Raw genomic sequence first — 18,159 nt, forward strand, 5'->3', positions numbered from 1 at the left:
TGAAACACGACGCCTTCTGTCGAATTCAGAACGTTCGGAAAACGAACGGGCGCTGCAGGCCCCGGTTCGACTATCGAACGAATCTACCTTTCAGGCGTGAGGGGGCTGAAATCAGGCATTTGAGAATGGGAGAATATGTCTGGTTCTGAATGTGTATGCTAACCCGTGCTGAATAGAGTGCGCGAATACAGTATTGGACCAACTTTCAATTCGGGTCAGTCAAATCGGTCAGTACAGAGAATGAAGACGACGAACAATACATATTCGTACAATACGGCTGATTTAGGTCGAACGGAGGAGAAGTCGATCCGATATTCTGTCACTCGTAGGCCTCGTACGGCTCGACCAACGTCAGGAGATCTTGTTCCAGTTCACCGCCAACAAACCGGACGTGCCCCGTTTCAGCCTCGTAGTCGATTATCCGAGCCTCCTCCAGTTTTGGAAGATGAGTATGGTGAAGTGCGATTCGGACGCGTTGTTGGTGTTCGTCTGACTCCCGTCTCGGGTCTTCGTTCCGAACCCGGTCTGCAACGCGATCTACGAGCGCATCGTATTCCAGCGTCTTCTCAGAAGCGTTGTCCAACGCGTTGAGGGTGGCGCGTCGGTGTTCGTTCGCTACTGCCGACAGAATCGTATCGGGGGAGATCGATCTCTCACGCCCCGAAGAACTGGAAGCCTCTTTAGTTGACTGGATATCACGTGTCCCCAGCTTTCGACTCTCATCCATACTCACCTAGTGTAGACCCAACTGTCTGGTCCTGTCCCATGGTGTATAATGGAAACAGTCAGTCCATTTCCGCAGTTGACTCGGGCGTGAGAAGTGCGTACCTCCCGAACGTCCCAATGGCACGACGCAGTCGCTCCGTCACTGCCTGATCGGAAATTCCGAGTTCGTCAGCTAACTCTGCGGTCGTACACCCTCGTGGAATGTCGTAGTATCCCCTGCGAATGGCAAGCGTCAACGCTTCTTGTTGGAGGTCACTCAGGCCGTACCACGGACCGGCCTCAGGGTCCGTCGGATTATATATGCGGGTTAAATCCAAGGAGATGTGCGCGTCCTCACAACAGGTCTGGCACTGACTCATTGCTTCGCGGTCTGAGAATCGGATCTCGAAATTCCACCCTTCCGGTGATCCAGTAGCACCCAGTATTTGCCCGTCGTGTTCCAAAATGCACTGAAAAAGGTGGTCCTGGCTCGCATCCCAGTCGAGTCTGATGAGCGTCCGGTCCTCAAACACGTCCACCTCCCTAACGCTGTTGACTGTTGGATAGCGCTCGACCGTATCGAGAAAGTCGTTTTCGACCGGTTCGTAGACCCAGAAGAGCGGCACGGTGACGTCCCCACTCGGGACGAGCGTTTCGAGTTCGATTGCCGACGCATCCTCTAGACTGAGGATTTGCCCGAGTTCAAAAGCATCGGATGGAACGCGAATCTCCGTTATTACACTCATGCTCGCTTGTACGACTAGACTGCCCGGTCGTACAAAAGGAGAAGACATGGTGTACCATGTCTTTCCGGGTGTCAAGCGGACTCCCCGCTCGTAGCACACACTATCCCGGCCAACAACTGTGCGTTGGCTCGCCTCGAAGCCATGATACACCACCCATGCCGGTTATTTGTCTGCTAGACGACGGTTCCGTATGGCAACTGTGATGGAGTTTACGAGTCCGACAGCGGAGTTCCCACTGGGGAGTGTGTTCGAAAACTTGCCGGGTGTGACGGTCGAACTGGAGCGGCTGATTCCACACCAGACGCTGATTATCCCGTACTTCTGGGTACGCGATGTGGAAACGGGGGATATCGAAGCTGAGTTCGAACAACACGCCGGCGTGAGCAACATCCGAGTGGTCGATAGCGTCGAAGACGAGTATCTCATGCGTGCCGAGTGGAAACAAGAGTACTTCGGCATCCTGAGTGCGTTGGCCAAGGCCAACGTCGTCGTGCTCTCCGGAATCGGTACGAAAGACGAGTGGCGATTCGAGGTGCGCGGCGAGAGTCAGGAGACAATCGCCGAGTTTCGAGAGTACTGCCAGGAAAACGACATTCCGATAACAATCACCGCCGTCCACGCGATGCTTCCGATCCAGGGAGAGGGCTACGAGTTGACCGAGACCCAACGCGAGGCGCTGGTACTAGCCTACGAACGGGGCTACTTCGACTCCCCACGCGAGGCGTCGCTCGAAGAGATCGCTGACGAACTCAACATCACCCAGCAATCGCTCTCCTCACGCCTTCGACGCGGGCATCGACGCCTCATTGGTGCGACACTCAGCAGTTCGTCGTGACCGTTCGGATAGTTCGCCTCTTAAACCCTCTGTATTATCAGTATCCCTGTTGAACCGACTCAGACAGCTAGAATCAGGCTAGATGGGTACAACGATATCTGGGGTTGGAGTAGAAGCGGTCGAGTACGCTCAGGAATCTGAGACTGTTCGCACCCAGTTCGATCAGGAGAAGACACCAGCGAGCATGGCTGTTGTCGCAACGCTGGCGGACGTAATGGACACTGATCCTGTAGAACTCGACCCGCTCCATTCCACTGTTGACGCCGACGAATTAGATGCGCTCGTCCGTGTTCGCAACGGGACAAACGGGGATACCCACGCTGCATTCACGCACGAGGGGCACGCAATAACCGTACACAGCTACGGTGTGATCACTATCACACCAGAACACGAACTCACAGTGGAGAAACACGAAAGGGGGGCGGGAAGATGACGTCTGAGGAGGCCTCGCTTACATCGAAGGAGGAATTGAACGCGGAGCTGAAAGCCCTCCTTCGCAGGGCCTACGAGAGTGGAATCGATGTGGAAGGCGGATTCGAATGTCGGAATGGGGTCGAACATCCGGACTGGGACGTGATCGTCACGGAAGTCGAAAAGAACGAGCATTCGGAGTGAACGACTTCGAGCGTGGCCGGATCGGTAGCAACTACTTGACCTGTGAGTGACGAACGCTGTAACCAAGATCGCATCAAACGGGTACTCTCAGCGCAACAACAGCGAGTATTACGTGCGCTCCTCGATGAGAGTTCGATATCTGCTGACCCGATTCTTCGTAAGGGAGAGACTCTCAACTCCGGGGAGTACCTCACGATTTGTTACGAACTCCATCACGTCCTACTTCCCGAATTATCGGATGAGGGGTTCGTCGAGTTCGACAGGTTCGAAGACAAGGTACGGCGAGGAATAAAATTCAACGAGGTACGTCGGTTTCTTGAACAGATTGATGACGACCATGACGAGTAACCTGGTCCTGTAATCGATTTGCTGCTGAATGCGTACTTTGGGCTTGCACGACTACTTGAACAACTATCAGAATTGGCAGAACCCTCAGCGATCGATACGCACGCATACATAACGGATGCTTTGTCGTTGAGTGTCTGAAACGAACCTGTTCTGCTGCATCCACCCTCTACATTCAGCACACGGATTCTGACAGAAAATGAAGGAGTCGTGTCAATCAGCGATTGATTTTCTTCCCTCCGACCAGTTAGGTTGTACGCGAATTCCCGTGGACACCACTCGCCTCACCAGCTATCGAACGAAAGCAACGGCCTTGCGTTCGTTCGGTGATGTACCCCGCCGCAGTCCGGCGATTAATCCCCGAAAATTGTCTATGGGCGCTGCAGGCTTTAGTTCGAGTGTCGAACGAAATCAAATTCGGCAGCCAAAGTCACTTTATAAGTGACCCACCGCCGTCTGTCGGATGTTGATCGTTCGGAAAACGAATGGGCGCTGCAGGATTTGAACCCGCGGCAGCTTGGTCCGAAGCCAAGTACTCTGTCCAGGCTGAGCTAAGCGCCCGCACGAGTTCATTTCCGATGTATCCATATAAGTCACTCGATTCGGGCCGGTTTCGATAGACACCACCACGCTCGCCGCTCGAGAGTTTTCAGTCGGTGACAATCAGCGGCGGGGGTCTTTGTTTTGTAGCTGCAACGGCTACGTATAGCATGAGCGAGACCGAAGCCCCCGTCCCAGACGAGGTCGAATCCGGCGCGACGCCCCTCGAGTTGCTCTCGGACGACGAGGGGAGCTGGACGGCCGTGCCGGCCGACGCGAGCGGCGACGACCGGGTGAGCAAATGGCTCGAGATCGATGCTGACGTCCTCTGTGATCTCGAGGAGTGGCGCTGAGACGCGAGCCGTGACGCCTTCTCTCCCGTCACCGATCGCGTGAGCGATGCGTGCGATCGTCTCCGGGATGATCCGTCGCCGGGACCGGACCGGACCGTTTAACCAGCCCGCATGACCACTCGAGCGTATGACTGTCGGAGAGACGGGTCGCGGGTTGCTCGAGTTGACGCGGCCGGTAAACGTGATCGCGGCGAGTGCCCTGACGTTCATCGGAGCGTTCGTCGCCGGTGGGGTGGCGGAGGAGCCGCTCGCGGTCGCTGCGGCGGTCGCGGCCACGGGGCTGGCGGTCGGTGCGGGAAACGCGATCAACGACTACTTCGATCGAGAGATCGACCGAATCAACCAGCCCGGGCGGGCGATCCCCCGTGGTGCGGTGAGCCCGCGCGGTGCGCTCGCGTTCAGTGGCCTGCTCTTTGCCGGCGCGGTCGCGCTCGCGGTGACGCTTCCGGCGACGGCGATCGCCATCGCGGGCGTTAACCTCCTCGCGTTGGTCGCATACACCGAGTTCTTCAAGGGGCTGCCGGGTCTCGGGAACGCGCTCGTCGCTTATCTCGTCGGAAGCACGTTCCTCTTCGGCGCTGCGGCAGTCGGCGAGATCGCACCGGCCGTGGTTCTCTTCGTATTGGCGGCGATCGCCACGCTGACTCGCGAGATCATCAAAGACGTCGAGGACATCGAAGGAGACCGTGAGGAGGGGTTGAACACGCTCCCGATCGCGATCGGGGAGCGGAAAGCGTTGATCGTCGCCGCCGTCCTGCTGGTCGTCGCCGTCGTCGCCAGCCCGATTCCGTTCCTCCGTGGCTACTTCGGCGTCGCGTACCTGCTCGTCGTCGCACCGGCCGATGCCGTCATGCTGCTTGCCGCCTACGAAAGTTTCGCGAATCCGACGATCGGCCAGTCGCGTCTCAAGTACGGGATGTTCTTGGCCGCGCTGGCGTTTATCGTCGGTCGAGCCGCCCTCGAGGTCCCCCTGTTGGTGTAGGACACGCCGACGGTATCGAGCAGCGCGCTGTAGTCTCGGCCGGCGGGCCGTCGGATACACATCGTATACGCGGGCCGATTGACCGGAGCCGGTTCGCCCAGCGAGTGGTGGGACCGACCCGTCGACGGCCCCGTTCAGCGTGCGAAGACAGTGCGAGACGCCAGCTACGTTATCAAAAGTACTATAAGCTGCTTCGCGTATCTTCATACCATACGCCGGCAGTCGGAGTGGGCTGTGGTACCAGCTCGTCGTTACGGCGATGGATGTGAGTATTCCGTATGTATGACCTCGCAGATGTCCTTCCGGACGTCGAAATCGATCCGGGAACGAACGTACTCGTCGCGGGTCCGCCACTGACGGGGAAACGGCGGATCGCCTTCGATATCCTCGCGAGCGGTGCGGCCCGTGGTGACGGTTCGATCGTCGTCACTACCAAAGACAGTGCCGACAAGGTCCTCGAGAGCCTCGACGACCACGTCGGCGAGGGCGTCGAGCCGGATATCGGCGTCGTCGACTGTGTCACCAAACAACGCGGTATCGGAACGATCGACGACGACCCACGGATCAAGTACGCCTCCTCCCCGGTCGACATGACCGGCATCGGGATCAAGCTCTCGGAGTTCCTGCAGGACTTCTACGAGACCCGCGGGCTGACTCGGAATCGCGTCCTCTTGCACTCGGTGTCGACACTGCTGATGTACTCCGATCTCCAGACGGTCTTTCGGTTCCTCCACGTCTTCACGGGCCGGATCCAGAGTGCTGACGCAATGGGCGTCTACGTCATCGACTCGACTGCCCACGACGACCAGACCATGAACACGCTCAAACAGCTGTTCGACGCCGTCATCGAACTCGAGGAGACGGCCGACGGCGAGGAGCCCGAGATCCGGACCGCCGGCTTCTCGGCGTAACCGGTTCCGAACTCCCGGCTCCGTTCGCGTCCACTGGCTTCGGTTTTCCGTGACGATCGATCGACTCGAGTCCGGTCGGTCCCCAACCGATCGACCCCGAAACGTTTCAGCGAGGACCGCGTACCTTCGGGTACTATGCCAGTCGACACCGCAGCGGAGATCGAGGAGATCCTGGAGTCCGACACCATCGCCGTCGTCGGCTGCTCGAGTACGCCCGGCAAGGCGGCCCACGACGTGCCGAAGTACCTGCTGGATCACGGCTACGACGTGATCCCGGTCAACCCCTACGCCGAGGAGATCTTCGGCCGCGAGGTCCCCGACTCGCTGGCCGACGTCGAGGACGAGATCGACGTCGTCTGTATCTTCCGGCCCAGCGAAGAGGTGAGTGGGATCGTCGACGCGGCCCTCGAGCGCGACGACGTCGACGTCATCTGGACGCAGCAGGGAATCCGCGACGACGAGGCGGCGGCCCGCGCGGAGACGGCGGGGCGGGCCGTCGTCCAGGATCGGTGTATGAAGGTCCAGCACCGCCGGCTCGTCGCCTGAGCCGACGGTTGAGTGGGTCCTTACGAGGCCGGCGTCGATGCAGTACGAAGGTCCGCGAGCGCGTCCTCGACCGTCGTATGCATGCGGTCGTCGACGACTGACTCGAGGTGTTCGAGTCGGATCGCCGTCCGGACGAGCGGTTCGTCGGGGAGGCCGGCGAGGGTTCCCGCGATCGCGTCGGGGTCGATCGCGACGGGGGCGTCGGCGGCACGCTCGGCGACGAACTGCCGCGTCGACGCCTCCCCACCGGATACCCCCTCGCGGATCGCCTCACGACGGGTCTGCGGGACCGTCTCGGCGACCGGGACCGAACAGACCGTCTCGCAGTACCACTGGAGCGCGAGTGCGGCGGCCTCGAGCAGTGTCTCATCGGAGTAGTCGAGCGACGCGTGGAGGTCGGTAGCCGCCGCATCGATCGCGGCCCGGCGACGGTCAACGAGGGCCTCGAGCCGGTCGGGAACGTCGGACGCGAGGAGATCGTCGACCAGGGCGGTCGTCGACCGGTACGCGTCGGGATCGCCCTCGAACAGGACGACCGGAAGCGTCGCGACGCCGTTGTCGACGTCCTCCGGGAGATCCGCCAGATCGTCGATGACGGTCAACACGAACAGGCCGTCCGTCGCGATGGTTCGGATCGACGCGAGTTGTGCGGCCGTGTAGCCGCCGGTGGCCGCGACGAGTTCGACCGCGAGATCGCCCCAGCGGCCGCCGCGTTCGTCGACTCGCGCGATCGCGTCGTCGACGGTCGCCGCCGCGGCGTCGAACGACTCTTCGGCGAGCTGGCCCGCGCCGATCTCGCGGACGGTCTCGAGGGTGTGGCCTAGATCGACGTCGGCCGGCGCATCGGCGACGGCGGCGGCGACGTTCGCGAAGACGAGGTCGCCGGTCGTGACGTGTTCGTTCAGCCGTCGCTTGCGATCGTCCCAGGCGTCGATCTCGTCGATCGCGTCGTCGTGGAGCGCGCTCGTCACGAACAGGTCCGTCGGGATCGACGCGAGCGTTTCTGCGAGGACCTCGTCGCGGGTCTCGAGATAGGTAAAGAAGTAGGTGAACGCCCCGAGCAGTCCCCCCTGGTCGGCGTAGGCCTCGAGCGTCGGGTGGAGGGCCGACGGGAGTGCGTCGTCCGGGAGGGCCTCGGGCAGCCGGCTCATATCCCCAGTGGTTTCGGGGACCGCAAAGAGTGTACTGGTTACCGGCGGCCCAGGGCCCGACGACGGTGTCGGCCTACGACGTCCACTCCTCGAACGACCGATAGATGCCCTTCGAGAGGTAGCGCTCGCTCGAGTCCGGGAAGATCGTAGCGACGGTCTCGTGGGGGACGTCGAGGTCGCCGTCGGCGATCCGTTCGGCGACCCGTTTCGAGGCCACGCTCGCGGCACCCGCACTCGAGGCGACCAGATGGCCCTCCTCGCGGGCGAGCCGGACGAGTTCGTCGTGGGCGTCCTGATCCGAGACAGCACTGACGTCGTCGACCAGTTCGGGATCGAACAGTTCGTTGGTCGTGGTGTCGTGCGTGCCGATCCCCTCGATCTTGTACTCGTCTTCCTCGCGCTCGTCGCCGAGGAGTTCCCCGTAGACCGAGCCCTCGGGTTCGACCGCGACGACGTGTGTCTCTGGGTCCTGTTCGAGCGCGTAGCGGGCGATTCCCATGAGCGTCCCCGCCGTTCCACAGCCGACGACGACGGCACCGACCCGTCCATCCAGCGCGTCGTAGATCTCGGGGGCGGTCGTCTCGTAGTGTGCTTCGGCGTTTAGCGGGTTCGAGAACTGCTGGGGGACGACGGCGTCGTCCAGCTCGTCGGCCAACTGCTGTGCCCGGGCGATGGCACCGTTCATGCCGTCCTCGGTCGGCGTGTTGATGACTTCCGCATCGAGTGCGGCCATCAACTGCTGTTTCTCCACGCTGAACCGCTCGGGAACGACGAAGACCGCCTCGAGTCCCAGCTGCTTGGCCGCGATCGCCAGCCCGATCCCGGTGTTGCCGGCCGTCGGCTCGACGATCGTCCCGCCGGCGGGAACGTCGCCACGCTCGAGCATTCGCTCGAGCATGTACTTCCCGATGCGGTCTTTGATGCTGGCACCGGGGTTGAACGACTCGAGTTTGGCGTAGATCGATACGTCTCCGGCCCCGCCTCGGAGGCGGACGAGCGGCGTTCGACCGATCGTCTCGAGGACCGAATCCACCGGCTGCTCGTGGGTCGTCATCGTGCTGGCAAATGTTGCTTCCGTTGTTAGCTCTTATTATTACGACCGGTACGGCGGATATCCGAGGGTGCCGGTGAGAAACGATTACGATCGACCGGACAGCGAAGGTGAGCCGCCACTATCGGACTCCGGTGGCGTCGACGCTGCCGTCCCGGCGGCTCTCCAACGCAGTCGTTGGGTCACCTCGAGCCGGAGAAATACGTTTGCGATGGAGACACCGCGTGACAGCCGTCTCACCGTTTCACTCGGCGGTTGTGTCCGTGGGTTCGCTCGCCGTGTTCGCCGTCGACTCGGATGCGTCGCTCGCTGTCGATTCGTCGGTCTCCTCGGCCGCGAGTTCGGCCTCGTCGATGGCCGCCTCGGCGAGGATTTCCTCGCCGTCGATCCCCTGCTCCTCGGCGATCGCCAGCAACAGTGCGCGCTGCTCGGTGAGTTGGTGGTCCATGCGCGTGACCGTGTCGTGGGTCTCGTCCATTTCCTCCTCGAGTCCCGTTATCCGGTTCTGGAGCTTCTGTACCTGCTTGTACATCGCTTCGGCGCGGTCCGAGAGGCCCTGAATCTTCTTTGCAGTGCTGCCAAGTCCCATAACCGGACGATGTGTCGGAGCGCTAATGGGCCTTTTCCTCCGTCGGACGATGAGTTCGTCCTTCCGATCGACATGCCGGGCTCGAGGCCGGGATCGAAGCGGAGTGACCGGTCCCCCCGCGGTCTCGCTTCGTCACGGCCGGCTGACAGCACCCGTATATATGTAACTCCGAGACACAACACCGTGCATGAATTCCACGAGGGGATCGCAGACGGACGGCCGGCGTCGGCGAGACCTCCTCTCCGCGGCGGGAGTGGCGACCGTGACCGGACTGGCCGGCTGTCTCGGCGTTCTCGACGACGAGCGAGACGCCGCGGCGTCGACGACTGAGAACGCGTCGACCGACGCGATCGCCGAGTTGCGCGACGCGCTGACCGACGCCGACCCATACCGCATGCACCAGTACGGCCCGACCCACGTCGGTCGCACGGCTCGCGCCGGCCCGGTCGACGACGTCGACGCCGTCTGGACGTTCCACGAGGGGGCCGACGACCCGTCCTACAATATCGGCCCGCCGGCGGTCGTCGACGGAACGGTCTACGTCGCCGAAGGCCACTCTGTCGGTGACGACGGCACGGAGACGGTCGTCTACGCCCTCGACGGCGCGACCGGTGATATCGAGTGGGAACGGTCCTATTCCGGGACCAACGTCGCCGGCCCGGTCGCGGTCGTCGGCGGAACGGCCGTCCTCTCGATCGGAGGAACGGTCGTCACGATCGCGACAGATTCGGGGGACGAACGCTGGCGGGTCGGCCACGACTTCGCCGACAGGATCACGGTCGCCGACGGGACGGTGTACGCGATCGAGACCACGTACGCCGACCCGCCGACGCTCGTCGCCCTCGCCCTCGAGACGGGGCGCGAGCGCTGGACCGCTCCCCTCGCTGACGACGGGGGATTCTTGCCGATGCCGCCGGCGGTCGGTGGTGGGACGGTCTATCAGGGCGGAACCGAACTCGTCGCGCTGTCGGCGGCCGACGGCGAGCGGCAGTGGACGCGGGACCTCGAGGCCGATATCACCGGTTCGCCGACCGTCGTCGACGGAGCCGTCTACGCCCCCGTCGGCGACGGAACCGTCGCCGCGTTCGACCGAGACGGAACGCTTCGATGGCGAGAACCGATCGAACACGGCGGTCAGGGATCCGGGTCGGACCCCGTTTCCTCACCGGCGGTCGCCGGGGGATCGCTATACGTCACGAACGGCTGGCAACTGACCGCGCTCGACGCCGAGACCGGATCGGAACGGTGGACGACTCCCACCGAAGAACCCGATCCGCCGGTCGTCGCCGACGGGACCGTCTACGTGAGCGGTCTAGACACGGTATCGGCCTACGACGGCGCGGACGGGAGCCACCTATGGCGACACCGATCGAGCGCGACGAGCAGCACCGGAATCGGTATCGCGCCCGTCGTCGGCGGCACCGTCTTCTTCGCGAGTGCGGGCCTGCACGCGCTTCGCGAAACCGATACCACGACCTAAGCGGTCGCCGCGAGCGGTCGAGAGGCCGTCCCGAAACTGCCTCATCGGCGGCAGCCCCGCTCGAGTCGGCGTCAGACCCCCGTTGACGGCCGTACCGGCCGGCGACGCTTGTGACGCGTCCGCTCGACCCACGCCGCGAGTCGCTCGACGGTCTCGGTCTCGACGCCGGTCCGGTCCGCGACGGTTCCCGCGTCGACGCCCTCGTCGATTCTCCGCCGGAGGATCCGATCGACGGTTTCGGGGTCGGCATCGAGTCCCGTCGCCGGCGACCCGCCGGGATGTAACGGCGAGCCCGCCGCTTCGACCGTCAGATCCTCCGGGATCCCGACGGCTCGAGCGAGGGCCTCGAGTTCGGCCCGGTAGAGGTCGGCGAAGGGGAGACAGTCGGCCCCCGTTTCGCCGTGTTTCGCGACCGAGCCGAGCAGGTACTGGGTGCGGTTGATCGGGCCCACGACGAGCGCGTCCGTCGCGTTCGCGACGTAGTAGGCGCAGGTCATCCGGAGCCGCGACAGCGCGTTGGTGGTCGCGACCAGGTCGTCGGCCGGCCCGGACGACCCGCCGATCGTCTCCTGAAACGCCGCCAGGACCGGTTGCAGTTGCAGGCGACTGTGGTCGATGCCCAGCGACGTCGCAACTGCTTCCGCGTTGCGCGACACCGCCTCGTGGCTCAGAAACGCCGGCATCACGAGCCCCGTCACGCGGTCCTGTCCCACCGCATCGACGGCGAACGTCGCCGCCAGCGCCGTCTCGACGCCGCCGTCGAGCGGCACGACGACTCCCTCCGCGCCGGCGTCGGCCACCATCCGCTCGAGAAACGTCGGCAGCCGTTCGCGGAGCCGCGACAGCGCGTCGTCGGTCGTCGCGAGGCCGTCGGAGCCGCGAGGCAGGTCCGCGATCGGCGACTCGAAGCCGGACACCGTCATCGCACCCCTCGGATCACGAACGGCAGGGACGGGCTCGAGGGGCTGTCGATACCGCTCCGTCGATCTCCCGACCACGGACCGGCTATCGGTCGGCCGTCGGTCGGGCGGCGGGACTGGGATTTCATCGGTTACTCGAGTGAGCTCTTTCACACGATATAACTGTTTCTTGGCACAACATTCCCTAATTGAAACCCATACGTGGCCGTTGGGTGAATATATATCGTGAAAGGACCCTGGAACTCGATTGGATACCAACCCGGGTTCGGACCGACCCGGCAACCGGTCGGGAGCGGGTACGACGATCGGACAGCACCCACCGCGTTGCGACGGGCGGCCGCCGTCACCGGACTCGAGCGATGGAGACGAAAGGTCCTTAAGTTCCCACCCCCTACGTAGGAGTGGACTAGGTCGGGCAGTTTGGCCCTGCTCGTTACCCGCGCTATGGTCATTAGCGGGGACCGAACGCCGCGGGCGTCCGGTCAGACCGACCGGGGCCCCGGGAGCCAACATGGAAGCCTCGTCCGTCGGGGACAGCGGTCCACGATGGCCGTCCGCAGGGACGTCCCATCGTGGTTAGCCGGCGACAGCCCATCAGGCGCGGAAGCGAGCAGTGGACCGCCGGACACCTGTCGCTCGCCGGGTCGCGGGGTGGAGAAGGCAACCGGGATTCCCCCGGTCGGAACGCCGGGCAACCGCGGTCGTCCGCATTCATACTCACCGACCTTTTACGCTGCGTGAGCGGCGGCGCTGCGCGCCTTGCTCACTCGGTAAAAGGTCGATCAAAAGCACTCCTCCTTCCCCTCCACTCGCTGACTCGCGGTTTCACCGCTCGTCCGTTCGCGGCGCGTAGCGCCGCGCAGCCGCTCGCTCCGGATCAGTCGTCGGCCCGCTCGCGCCTCCGGCGCTCGCGGTCGTATCGGGTAGCCGCCTGCCCTCCCTCGCTGAGCGGACGCGCAGCGTCCGGGAGGTCGTCGGCGCGTAGCGCCGACTGCTCGAGGGACCGCGGTCCCTCGCTGCTCGGAAGAGCTTGCTCTTCCGTAGAGTCGGACGGCTCTCACTGTCGTTCGAGCCGTCCTCCCGGCCGTTTTCCGATAGACGGTCGTTATCTCAAACCGGATTACAGAAGGGTAAAGATTACTACTACGGTCCGAGTGACTACGGTAATGACAAGTCGCCGACTCGCGGCCGTCCTCGGCGTCCTGGTCGTCAGCGTCCTGCTGACCGGCTGTGTGGCGTTCGAGGACCCCGAACGCGAGACCGACGATCCCGACCCCGAAGCGGTCTTCGAGGGCGCGTACGTCCACAGCGAGGACCTCGAGGATCTCCGAGGCGTGCGACGGGTCGAGATGACCGACGGGAACCGAACCGTGACGGAAGTCCTCCGGATCGAGAGACGACCCTACGTCGACGAGCGAAGCGAAGTCGTCGAGGCCTCCGACCCGGTCGTGGTCGGAAACCTGTACGTGTCGAACGCCACCGACAACTGGCTCTACTATTCCGACGCGCACGTCGTGAAACACTTCGAGGCGCCCGACGGGTTCGATAGCGAGGCGGTCCGGTCGAGTCGTGCCGAGATGGCGGCGAACGTCAGCAGCCTCTACGACCTCGAGTATCGGGGCACCGACCGGGTCGCGGACCGGAAGGCCCACGTCCTCGCCGTCGAGGCGAAAAACGAGACCGTCGAACGCGACGTGTCCCTGATCGTCGGCAACACCGAGTTCGTCTACCCGTTGGAGACGGGCGACCCGACGGACGAGATCGACGTCGTGGAGCAGCGTCTCTGGATCGATACGGAGTACGACTACCCGCTGAAAGAGCGACTGGTGTACGAAACCCCGAGCGGCGACCGCTACGAGTTGCGTATGGAGTACGAGTCGATCGCGTTCAACGTCGGCCTCGAGGACGAGCGGTTCGCGTTCGAGCCGCCGGAAAACACGACTGTCGAGGAGTGGTGAGTCCTATTCGGCCGGCTGGACGACGCTTTGCCCGTCGCCGGCCTCGAAGCGGAGCCCACCCTCGAGGGTGCGAACGGGGTAGGGGATGTCGATGCCCTCCTCGTCGAAGCGGCGTTTGACGGCGGTGACGTACTCCCCGCGGATGCGGACGAAGTCCGCGCGCGAGGGGTCGGCGATCCAGAACCGCGACTGGAGGCCAACGTCGGAGTCGCCGAGTTCCGTCAGTCGGACCGAGGGCTCGGGGTCGTCCATGATATCGGGGTGGCGCTCGGCCTCGTCGACGATGATCTCGGTCGCGCGGTCGATGTTGTCGCCGTAGCCGATCCCGAAGACGAACTTCAGGCGGAGCTTGTCGGCGTCGACGGGGTTTTTGAGGACGCCGTCGGTCAGCGCCGAGTTGGGGACGGTAAGCAGTTCGTTGTCGAACGTTCGTACGCGGGTGACCCGGAGGCTGATGTCCTCGACGACGCCCGAGTAATCACCGTTATCCCACTCGATCCAGTCGCCGATCCGGAACGGCTTGTCGGTGTAGATGAACACGCCCGCCACGAAGTTCGAGATCACGTCCTGCATCGCCAGTCCGATCGCGAGCGCACCGGCGGCGGCGATGCCGGCCATCGATACCAGAAAGTTTCCGAAGCCGGCGAAGCCGAAGGCGACCGCGAACGCGAGAAACCCGACCCCGAACCGCGTGAGCATCAACAGCGGGTTCTTGGCGTGTTCGTCCAGTTCACGCCGGTCGAGGGCACGACCGACCAGCGGAACGAAAACGAGCCGCCCGACGAACCAGATCGCGGCGAGCGCGGCCAGAAATCGGATGCCACTCTCGGCGACCCCGGCTTGCGCTGCCGTGAGTCCTGCATCCTCGAGCGTCTCACCGATCACGCCCAGGACGATCCCGGACAGCGATGCGCCGACCGCACCACCGGTCATCGGTACAGCACCGCGGTATGACCGCGCGTCTCGACGAGATCGGCGTTGACGCGGTCCGCGAGGTCGGCGGCCTTCTCCGCGGTCGAACTGCCGGCACGGGCCGCACGCAGGAACTTCACCTTCACGAGGTCTCTATCGTCCAATTGGTCGTTGAGTTCGTCGACGACGGCGTCGACACCGCTCTTGCCGACCCAGACGGTAACATCGAGATCGTGTGCGCGGCGCTTGCGTTCTGCTGTATCCATGGCCCCGTGTAACGAAGCGAGCCGTTTCAATCTTCGCGATTCGGATGGGGATGCGCCCGCGCGAACGCGTCGACATCGGGTCACTCCTCGTAGGGGTATCTGGCGTGGGCACCACAGTCACAGGTGATGACCACGTGGCCGTCCTGTAGCCTGACGCGAGCGTTGGTCCCCGGCCGGAGATATGCGTCGCACCGATCGCAGGTGAACCGGCGAAACCGCCGTGGGAGCGACAGTCGGTTTCGCTCCGCGACTCGTCGGGCGAGTCGGACGTAGTACCGAGCCCGGTCGTCCTCACCGTCCGCGGCCGCCGCTCGAGCGAGGTCGTGGAGGCGCTCGATCCGCTCGGCCGCGATGTCCATACGCGTGTGTTCGTCGGTCGACGTATCCATGTTGCGCTCCGGACCGACCGCCCGGAACCCATGTCCCCTGGGAACGAGAACCAAGCCCTCGATTACGGCGAATGTACCGTCGATTGAAAAGATTCTTTACCCGTCCACGTATTCGGTAGTAGTACGCAGTACTGTTATATATCGCATACAAAGAGGTGCAAGAGAACGGAATGAATTGGTCCCCATCTTCGCCCGACGACGGCGTTAGCAGGCGCTCATTTCTGGCCGCCGGCGCTGCCGCCGGCGCGGTGACGGCAAGCGGCTGTATCGATAGCGTCCGAAACGTCGTCGAACAGGCGGGAGACAACCAGATGACACTCTCGATCACGACGCTGCCGGCCGACGCCGACCGGCAAAACGTCCAGATCGCCCGCCGGCTCGAGGCGAATCTCGAGGCCGTCGGTATCGACGTCGCATTGGACATGCGTTCGCCATCGGAGCTACTGAAGACCGTCCTGATCGACCAGGAGTTCGATCTCTACGTCGGCCGCCACCCCGCCGACTACGACCCCGACTTCCTCTACGACGCCCTCCACTCTACGTTCGCCAACGAACGGGGGTGGCAGAACCCGTTCGGGTTCGCCAACATGTACTTCGATACCCTCCTCGAGGAACAGCGTCGGGTCGATGGCGAGCAACGAAAGCAACGCCTCGGGTCGGTCCTACACGGACTGGCCCAGGAGAAACCGTTCGAACCGATCTGTTTCCCCGACGAACACCGCATCGCACGGACCGACGGATTCGAGGGCTGGGACGAGGGAACGCTCGGCAGTCGACACGGCTATCTCGGGCTCGAGGGCGATGGCCAGCTCCATGCCCTCGCAACCGACAGTCGCATGACGCGGAACCTCAATCCCCTCTCGGCGACGGCACGAGAGCGGGAGACGATGATCGACCTGCTCTACGACTCGCTGTTGAGCGAGCGCAACGGCGAACTCGTCCCCTGGCTCGCCGAGTCGGTCGAGTGGTCCGCGACGCCGTCCGAAACAGCATCGGGCGACGACACGAACGGCGAGAAAGACGACGCGAACGCCGACGAACGCGGCGACGAGCGGCGGACCGTCTCGATCACGCTCCGGGAGGACTGTCGGTTCCACGACGGCGAGCCACTGACTGCCTCCGACGTGGCCTTTACCTACCGGTTCCTCGAGGACACGTCGCTCGGACGAGCGCCCGAATCGCCGGCACCGAGGTATCGAGGGCAGGTCGAGATGGTCGAATCGGTCGAGACCGAAGACGACCGCCGACTGACGATCTCCCTACGGGGCGAAACGCCGGCCGGGCAACGGGCACTGACCGTGCCGATCCTCCCCAAACACGTATGGCAGGAGCTGATCGATCAACGGGCAGCAAGCGGCGAGTTCTCCGCGCCACAGGGCCGGTGGGTGGCCGTCACCGGGGATCACATCCCGCCGGTCGGGAGCGGTCCCTACCGGTACGAGAGCCACACCGAGGACGAACAGTTGGTCCTCGAGCGATACGACGATCACTTCACGCTGCGGGAGGACGTCGACCTCGGCGAGCCGGTCGCAGCGGGGCTCCGGTTCACTATCGAGCCCGGGAGCGCGGCGGCGGTCAGACGAGTCTCCGACGGCAGCGGTGACCTGACAGCCTCGATTCTCGACGCGTACGCCATTGGCGGAATTCCCGATTCGTCGGATATCACGGAACTGACCGCCACCCACCGGAGCTTCTATCATATCGGATTCAACGTCCGTAACGCCCCGCTCAGTAATCCCCACTTCCGGCGGGCGATCACGCAACTGATCGACAAGGAAACGATCGTCGACGAGGTCTTTTACGACTACGCGACGCCGACCGCGACGCCGGTGGCCGACGGTTGGGTTCCGTCGCGCCTCGAGTGGAGTGGAGAAGACCCAGTGACGCCGTTCGTCGGCTCGAACGGTCGTCTCAACGTCGAAGCCGCGAAGTCCGCTTTCGAAACGGCCGGCTTCCGATACGATGATAACGGACGGTTGCTTGGAGGCTACTAACAGCGATGCTCGCCGAGGTGCTGACACAGGTCGCCCTCGTTATCGGGATCTTGCTCCCGGTTTCGGTCCTCGTCTTTATCGGCCGTGAGCGACTCGTCCGGACTCGAGCCGAGTGGCGTGACCGCTTGCGGACGAACGCGCCGGTCATCGCCGTCTTGCTCGTCGTTCTCCTGATAAACCGCGTCGCCAGACAGACGGCACCGAAACTCTCTCGGGAGATCGGGATCCATCTGACCGCGACGTTTTACAACGTCGAGGGGGAGTTCATCCTCCTGTTCAAGTCAGTCGAGACGCCGGAGCTGACGGCATACTTCGCGTCCGTCTACGTCTTCGGCTACACGTTCCTGTTGATCTTTCCGGTCATCGCGTACTTCATGCTCTCTGATACGCGGATCTTCCGTCGGCTGTTGACCGCCTACGCCCTCAACTACGCGATCGGGCTCGTCCTGTATATCCTCATCATCGCGTACGGGCCACGGAACGTGATGCCGGCCGAACTCACCGAGCGGATGCTGTACGACACGAACCCCCAGTACCAGTATCTTACCCGCGAGGTAAACACCAACACCAACGTCTTCCCGTCGCTGCATACCTCGCTGTCGGCGACCGTCGCGGCGTTTGCGTCGATGACGCGCTCGGCGTACCCCAAGTGGTTCCCCATCGCGGTCGTGTTGGGCGCAAGCGTCGCGCTCTCGACGATGTATCTGGGGATCCACTGGGGGATCGACGTCGCTGCAGGGCTGGTCCTCGCAGCGACCTGTGTCGTCCTCTCGGACAAACTGGTCGACCGCTGGTCGCTGTCCGACCTGTTCGGGGACCGCCTCGAGCGGCTCAGCGACCGACTGCCCTGGCTTCACCGGGAAGAGTGACC

Annotated in this window: 20 protein-coding genes, 1 tRNA gene and 1 other RNA gene; 12 read left to right on the forward strand and 10 right to left on the reverse strand. The window is 63.4% G+C overall.

Translation table 11 applies throughout. The features are described 5' to 3' along the window. Positions 1–319: 319 nt before the first annotated feature. Positions 320–727: a hypothetical protein gene (locus ACERIM_RS01590; RefSeq protein WP_373631393.1), complete on the reverse strand. Its 408-nt coding sequence runs from the start codon at positions 725–727 to the stop codon at positions 320–322. A gap of 58 nt (positions 728–785) precedes the next feature. Next, positions 786–1,451 (reverse strand): helix-turn-helix domain-containing protein, encoded by a 666-nt coding sequence (locus ACERIM_RS01595; RefSeq protein WP_373630900.1) that lies wholly within the window; start codon positions 1,449–1,451, stop codon positions 786–788. A 190-nt stretch (positions 1,452–1,641) separates the two neighbouring features. Here ACERIM_RS01595 and ACERIM_RS01600 point away from each other — a divergent pair, with 190 nt between their 5' ends. From ACERIM_RS01600 to ACERIM_RS01610, 3 genes are all read left to right on the forward strand, one after another. Then, positions 1,642–2,286 carry a helix-turn-helix domain-containing protein gene (locus ACERIM_RS01600; RefSeq protein ID WP_373631395.1) on the forward strand — a complete coding sequence of 215 codons (645 nt, stop codon included), beginning with the start codon at positions 1,642–1,644 and terminating at the stop codon, positions 2,284–2,286. Positions 2,287–2,368: 82 nt separating this feature from the next. Continuing rightward, entirely contained in the window at positions 2,369–2,719 is a 351-nt protein-coding gene (locus ACERIM_RS01605; RefSeq protein ID WP_373630901.1) for a HalOD1 output domain-containing protein, read from the forward strand. Next, positions 2,716–2,901, forward strand: coding sequence for a hypothetical protein (locus ACERIM_RS01610; protein WP_117595406.1), 186 nt, complete (start codon positions 2,716–2,718; stop codon positions 2,899–2,901). Before ACERIM_RS01605 ends, ACERIM_RS01610 begins: the two co-directional genes overlap by 4 nt. An 831-nt stretch (positions 2,902–3,732) precedes the next feature. Here ACERIM_RS01610 and ACERIM_RS01615 read toward each other — a convergent pair. Beyond that, positions 3,733–3,807 (reverse strand) — tRNA-Arg (locus tag ACERIM_RS01615). Positions 3,808–3,956: 149 nt separating this feature from the next. Between ACERIM_RS01615 and ACERIM_RS01620 the strand changes: the two genes are divergently transcribed. From ACERIM_RS01620 to ACERIM_RS01635, 4 genes are all read left to right on the forward strand, one after another. Then, the gene (locus ACERIM_RS01620; protein ID WP_006181914.1) at positions 3,957–4,139 is read left to right on the forward strand and encodes a hypothetical protein; all 183 of its coding nucleotides are present in this window, start codon (positions 3,957–3,959) and stop codon (positions 4,137–4,139) included. A gap of 127 nt (positions 4,140–4,266) precedes the next feature. Further along, entirely contained in the window at positions 4,267–5,121 is an 855-nt protein-coding gene (locus ACERIM_RS01625; RefSeq protein WP_373630904.1) for a geranylgeranylglycerol-phosphate geranylgeranyltransferase, read from the forward strand. 278 nt (positions 5,122–5,399) lie between these two features. Beyond that, entirely contained in the window at positions 5,400–6,032 is a 633-nt protein-coding gene (locus ACERIM_RS01630; RefSeq protein WP_049964572.1) for a recombinase RecA, read from the forward strand. A 135-nt stretch (positions 6,033–6,167) separates the two neighbouring features. Next, the gene (locus ACERIM_RS01635) at positions 6,168–6,578 is read left to right on the forward strand and encodes a CoA-binding protein (protein ID WP_373630907.1); all 411 of its coding nucleotides are present in this window, start codon (positions 6,168–6,170) and stop codon (positions 6,576–6,578) included. A gap of 20 nt (positions 6,579–6,598) precedes the next feature. Here the strand turns inward: ACERIM_RS01635 and ACERIM_RS01640 are convergent, their stop codons facing one another. The 3 genes from ACERIM_RS01640 to ACERIM_RS01650 all read right to left on the reverse strand — a co-directional run bounded on the left by ACERIM_RS01640 (position 6,599) and on the right by ACERIM_RS01650 (position 9,369). Next, complete coding sequence (locus ACERIM_RS01640; protein ID WP_373630908.1) at positions 6,599–7,729, reverse strand: hypothetical protein; 1,131 nt, start codon at positions 7,727–7,729, stop codon at positions 6,599–6,601. A 73-nt stretch (positions 7,730–7,802) separates the two neighbouring features. Beyond that, the gene (locus tag ACERIM_RS01645) at positions 7,803–8,783 is read right to left on the reverse strand and encodes a PLP-dependent cysteine synthase family protein (RefSeq protein WP_373630910.1); all 981 of its coding nucleotides are present in this window, start codon (positions 8,781–8,783) and stop codon (positions 7,803–7,805) included. A gap of 241 nt (positions 8,784–9,024) precedes the next feature. After that, positions 9,025–9,369: a DUF5798 family protein gene (locus ACERIM_RS01650; RefSeq protein ID WP_006649124.1), complete on the reverse strand. Its 345-nt coding sequence runs from the start codon at positions 9,367–9,369 to the stop codon at positions 9,025–9,027. A 187-nt stretch (positions 9,370–9,556) separates the two neighbouring features. Here ACERIM_RS01650 and ACERIM_RS01655 point away from each other — a divergent pair, with 187 nt between their 5' ends. Then, positions 9,557–10,849: a PQQ-binding-like beta-propeller repeat protein gene (locus tag ACERIM_RS01655; RefSeq protein ID WP_373630911.1), complete on the forward strand. Its 1,293-nt coding sequence runs from the start codon at positions 9,557–9,559 to the stop codon at positions 10,847–10,849. Between the two features lie 71 nt (positions 10,850–10,920). Here the strand turns inward: ACERIM_RS01655 and nadE are convergent, their stop codons facing one another. Then, a complete protein-coding gene (nadE, locus tag ACERIM_RS01660; protein ID WP_373630913.1) occupies positions 10,921–11,772 on the reverse strand; it encodes an NAD(+) synthase in 852 nt (283 codons plus the stop codon). A 396-nt stretch (positions 11,773–12,168) separates the two neighbouring features. On the opposite strand from nadE, the gene ffs reads away from it, so the two are divergent. Together ffs and ACERIM_RS01670 are read left to right on the forward strand one after the other, a co-directional pair. Further along, positions 12,169–12,480, forward strand: an RNA gene (ffs, locus tag ACERIM_RS01665) — signal recognition particle sRNA. Positions 12,481–12,935: 455 nt separating this feature from the next. Beyond that, positions 12,936–13,727, forward strand: a complete 792-nt coding sequence (locus tag ACERIM_RS01670; protein ID WP_373630914.1) for an outer membrane lipoprotein carrier protein LolA — start codon at positions 12,936–12,938, stop codon at positions 13,725–13,727. Between the two features lie 3 nt (positions 13,728–13,730). Here ACERIM_RS01670 and ACERIM_RS01675 read toward each other — a convergent pair whose 3' ends face one another. The 3 genes from ACERIM_RS01675 to ACERIM_RS01685 form a co-directional block, all read right to left on the reverse strand. Then, a complete protein-coding gene (locus ACERIM_RS01675; protein ID WP_373630915.1) occupies positions 13,731–14,660 on the reverse strand; it encodes a mechanosensitive ion channel family protein in 930 nt (309 codons plus the stop codon). After that, the gene (locus ACERIM_RS01680) at positions 14,657–14,905 is read right to left on the reverse strand and encodes a YhbY family RNA-binding protein (protein WP_006181924.1); all 249 of its coding nucleotides are present in this window, start codon (positions 14,903–14,905) and stop codon (positions 14,657–14,659) included. Before ACERIM_RS01680 ends, ACERIM_RS01675 begins: the two co-directional genes overlap by 4 nt. An 80-nt stretch (positions 14,906–14,985) precedes the next feature. After that, the gene (locus ACERIM_RS01685; protein ID WP_006181925.1) at positions 14,986–15,264 is read right to left on the reverse strand and encodes a ribonuclease P protein component 4; all 279 of its coding nucleotides are present in this window, start codon (positions 15,262–15,264) and stop codon (positions 14,986–14,988) included. Between the two features lie 200 nt (positions 15,265–15,464). Here ACERIM_RS01685 and ACERIM_RS01690 point away from each other — a divergent pair, with 200 nt between their 5' ends. Then, entirely contained in the window at positions 15,465–17,288 is a 1,824-nt protein-coding gene (locus tag ACERIM_RS01690; protein ID WP_373630916.1) for an ABC transporter substrate-binding protein, read from the forward strand. A 5-nt stretch (positions 17,289–17,293) separates the two neighbouring features. After that, positions 17,294–18,157: a phosphatase PAP2 family protein gene (locus tag ACERIM_RS01695; protein ID WP_006649131.1), complete on the forward strand. Its 864-nt coding sequence runs from the start codon at positions 17,294–17,296 to the stop codon at positions 18,155–18,157. Positions 18,158–18,159 lie beyond the last annotated feature (2 nt).

Source organism: Natrinema sp. H-ect1, assembly GCF_041821105.1.
GTDB classification, from domain to species: domain Archaea; phylum Halobacteriota; class Halobacteria; order Halobacteriales; family Natrialbaceae; genus Natrinema; species Natrinema thermotolerans.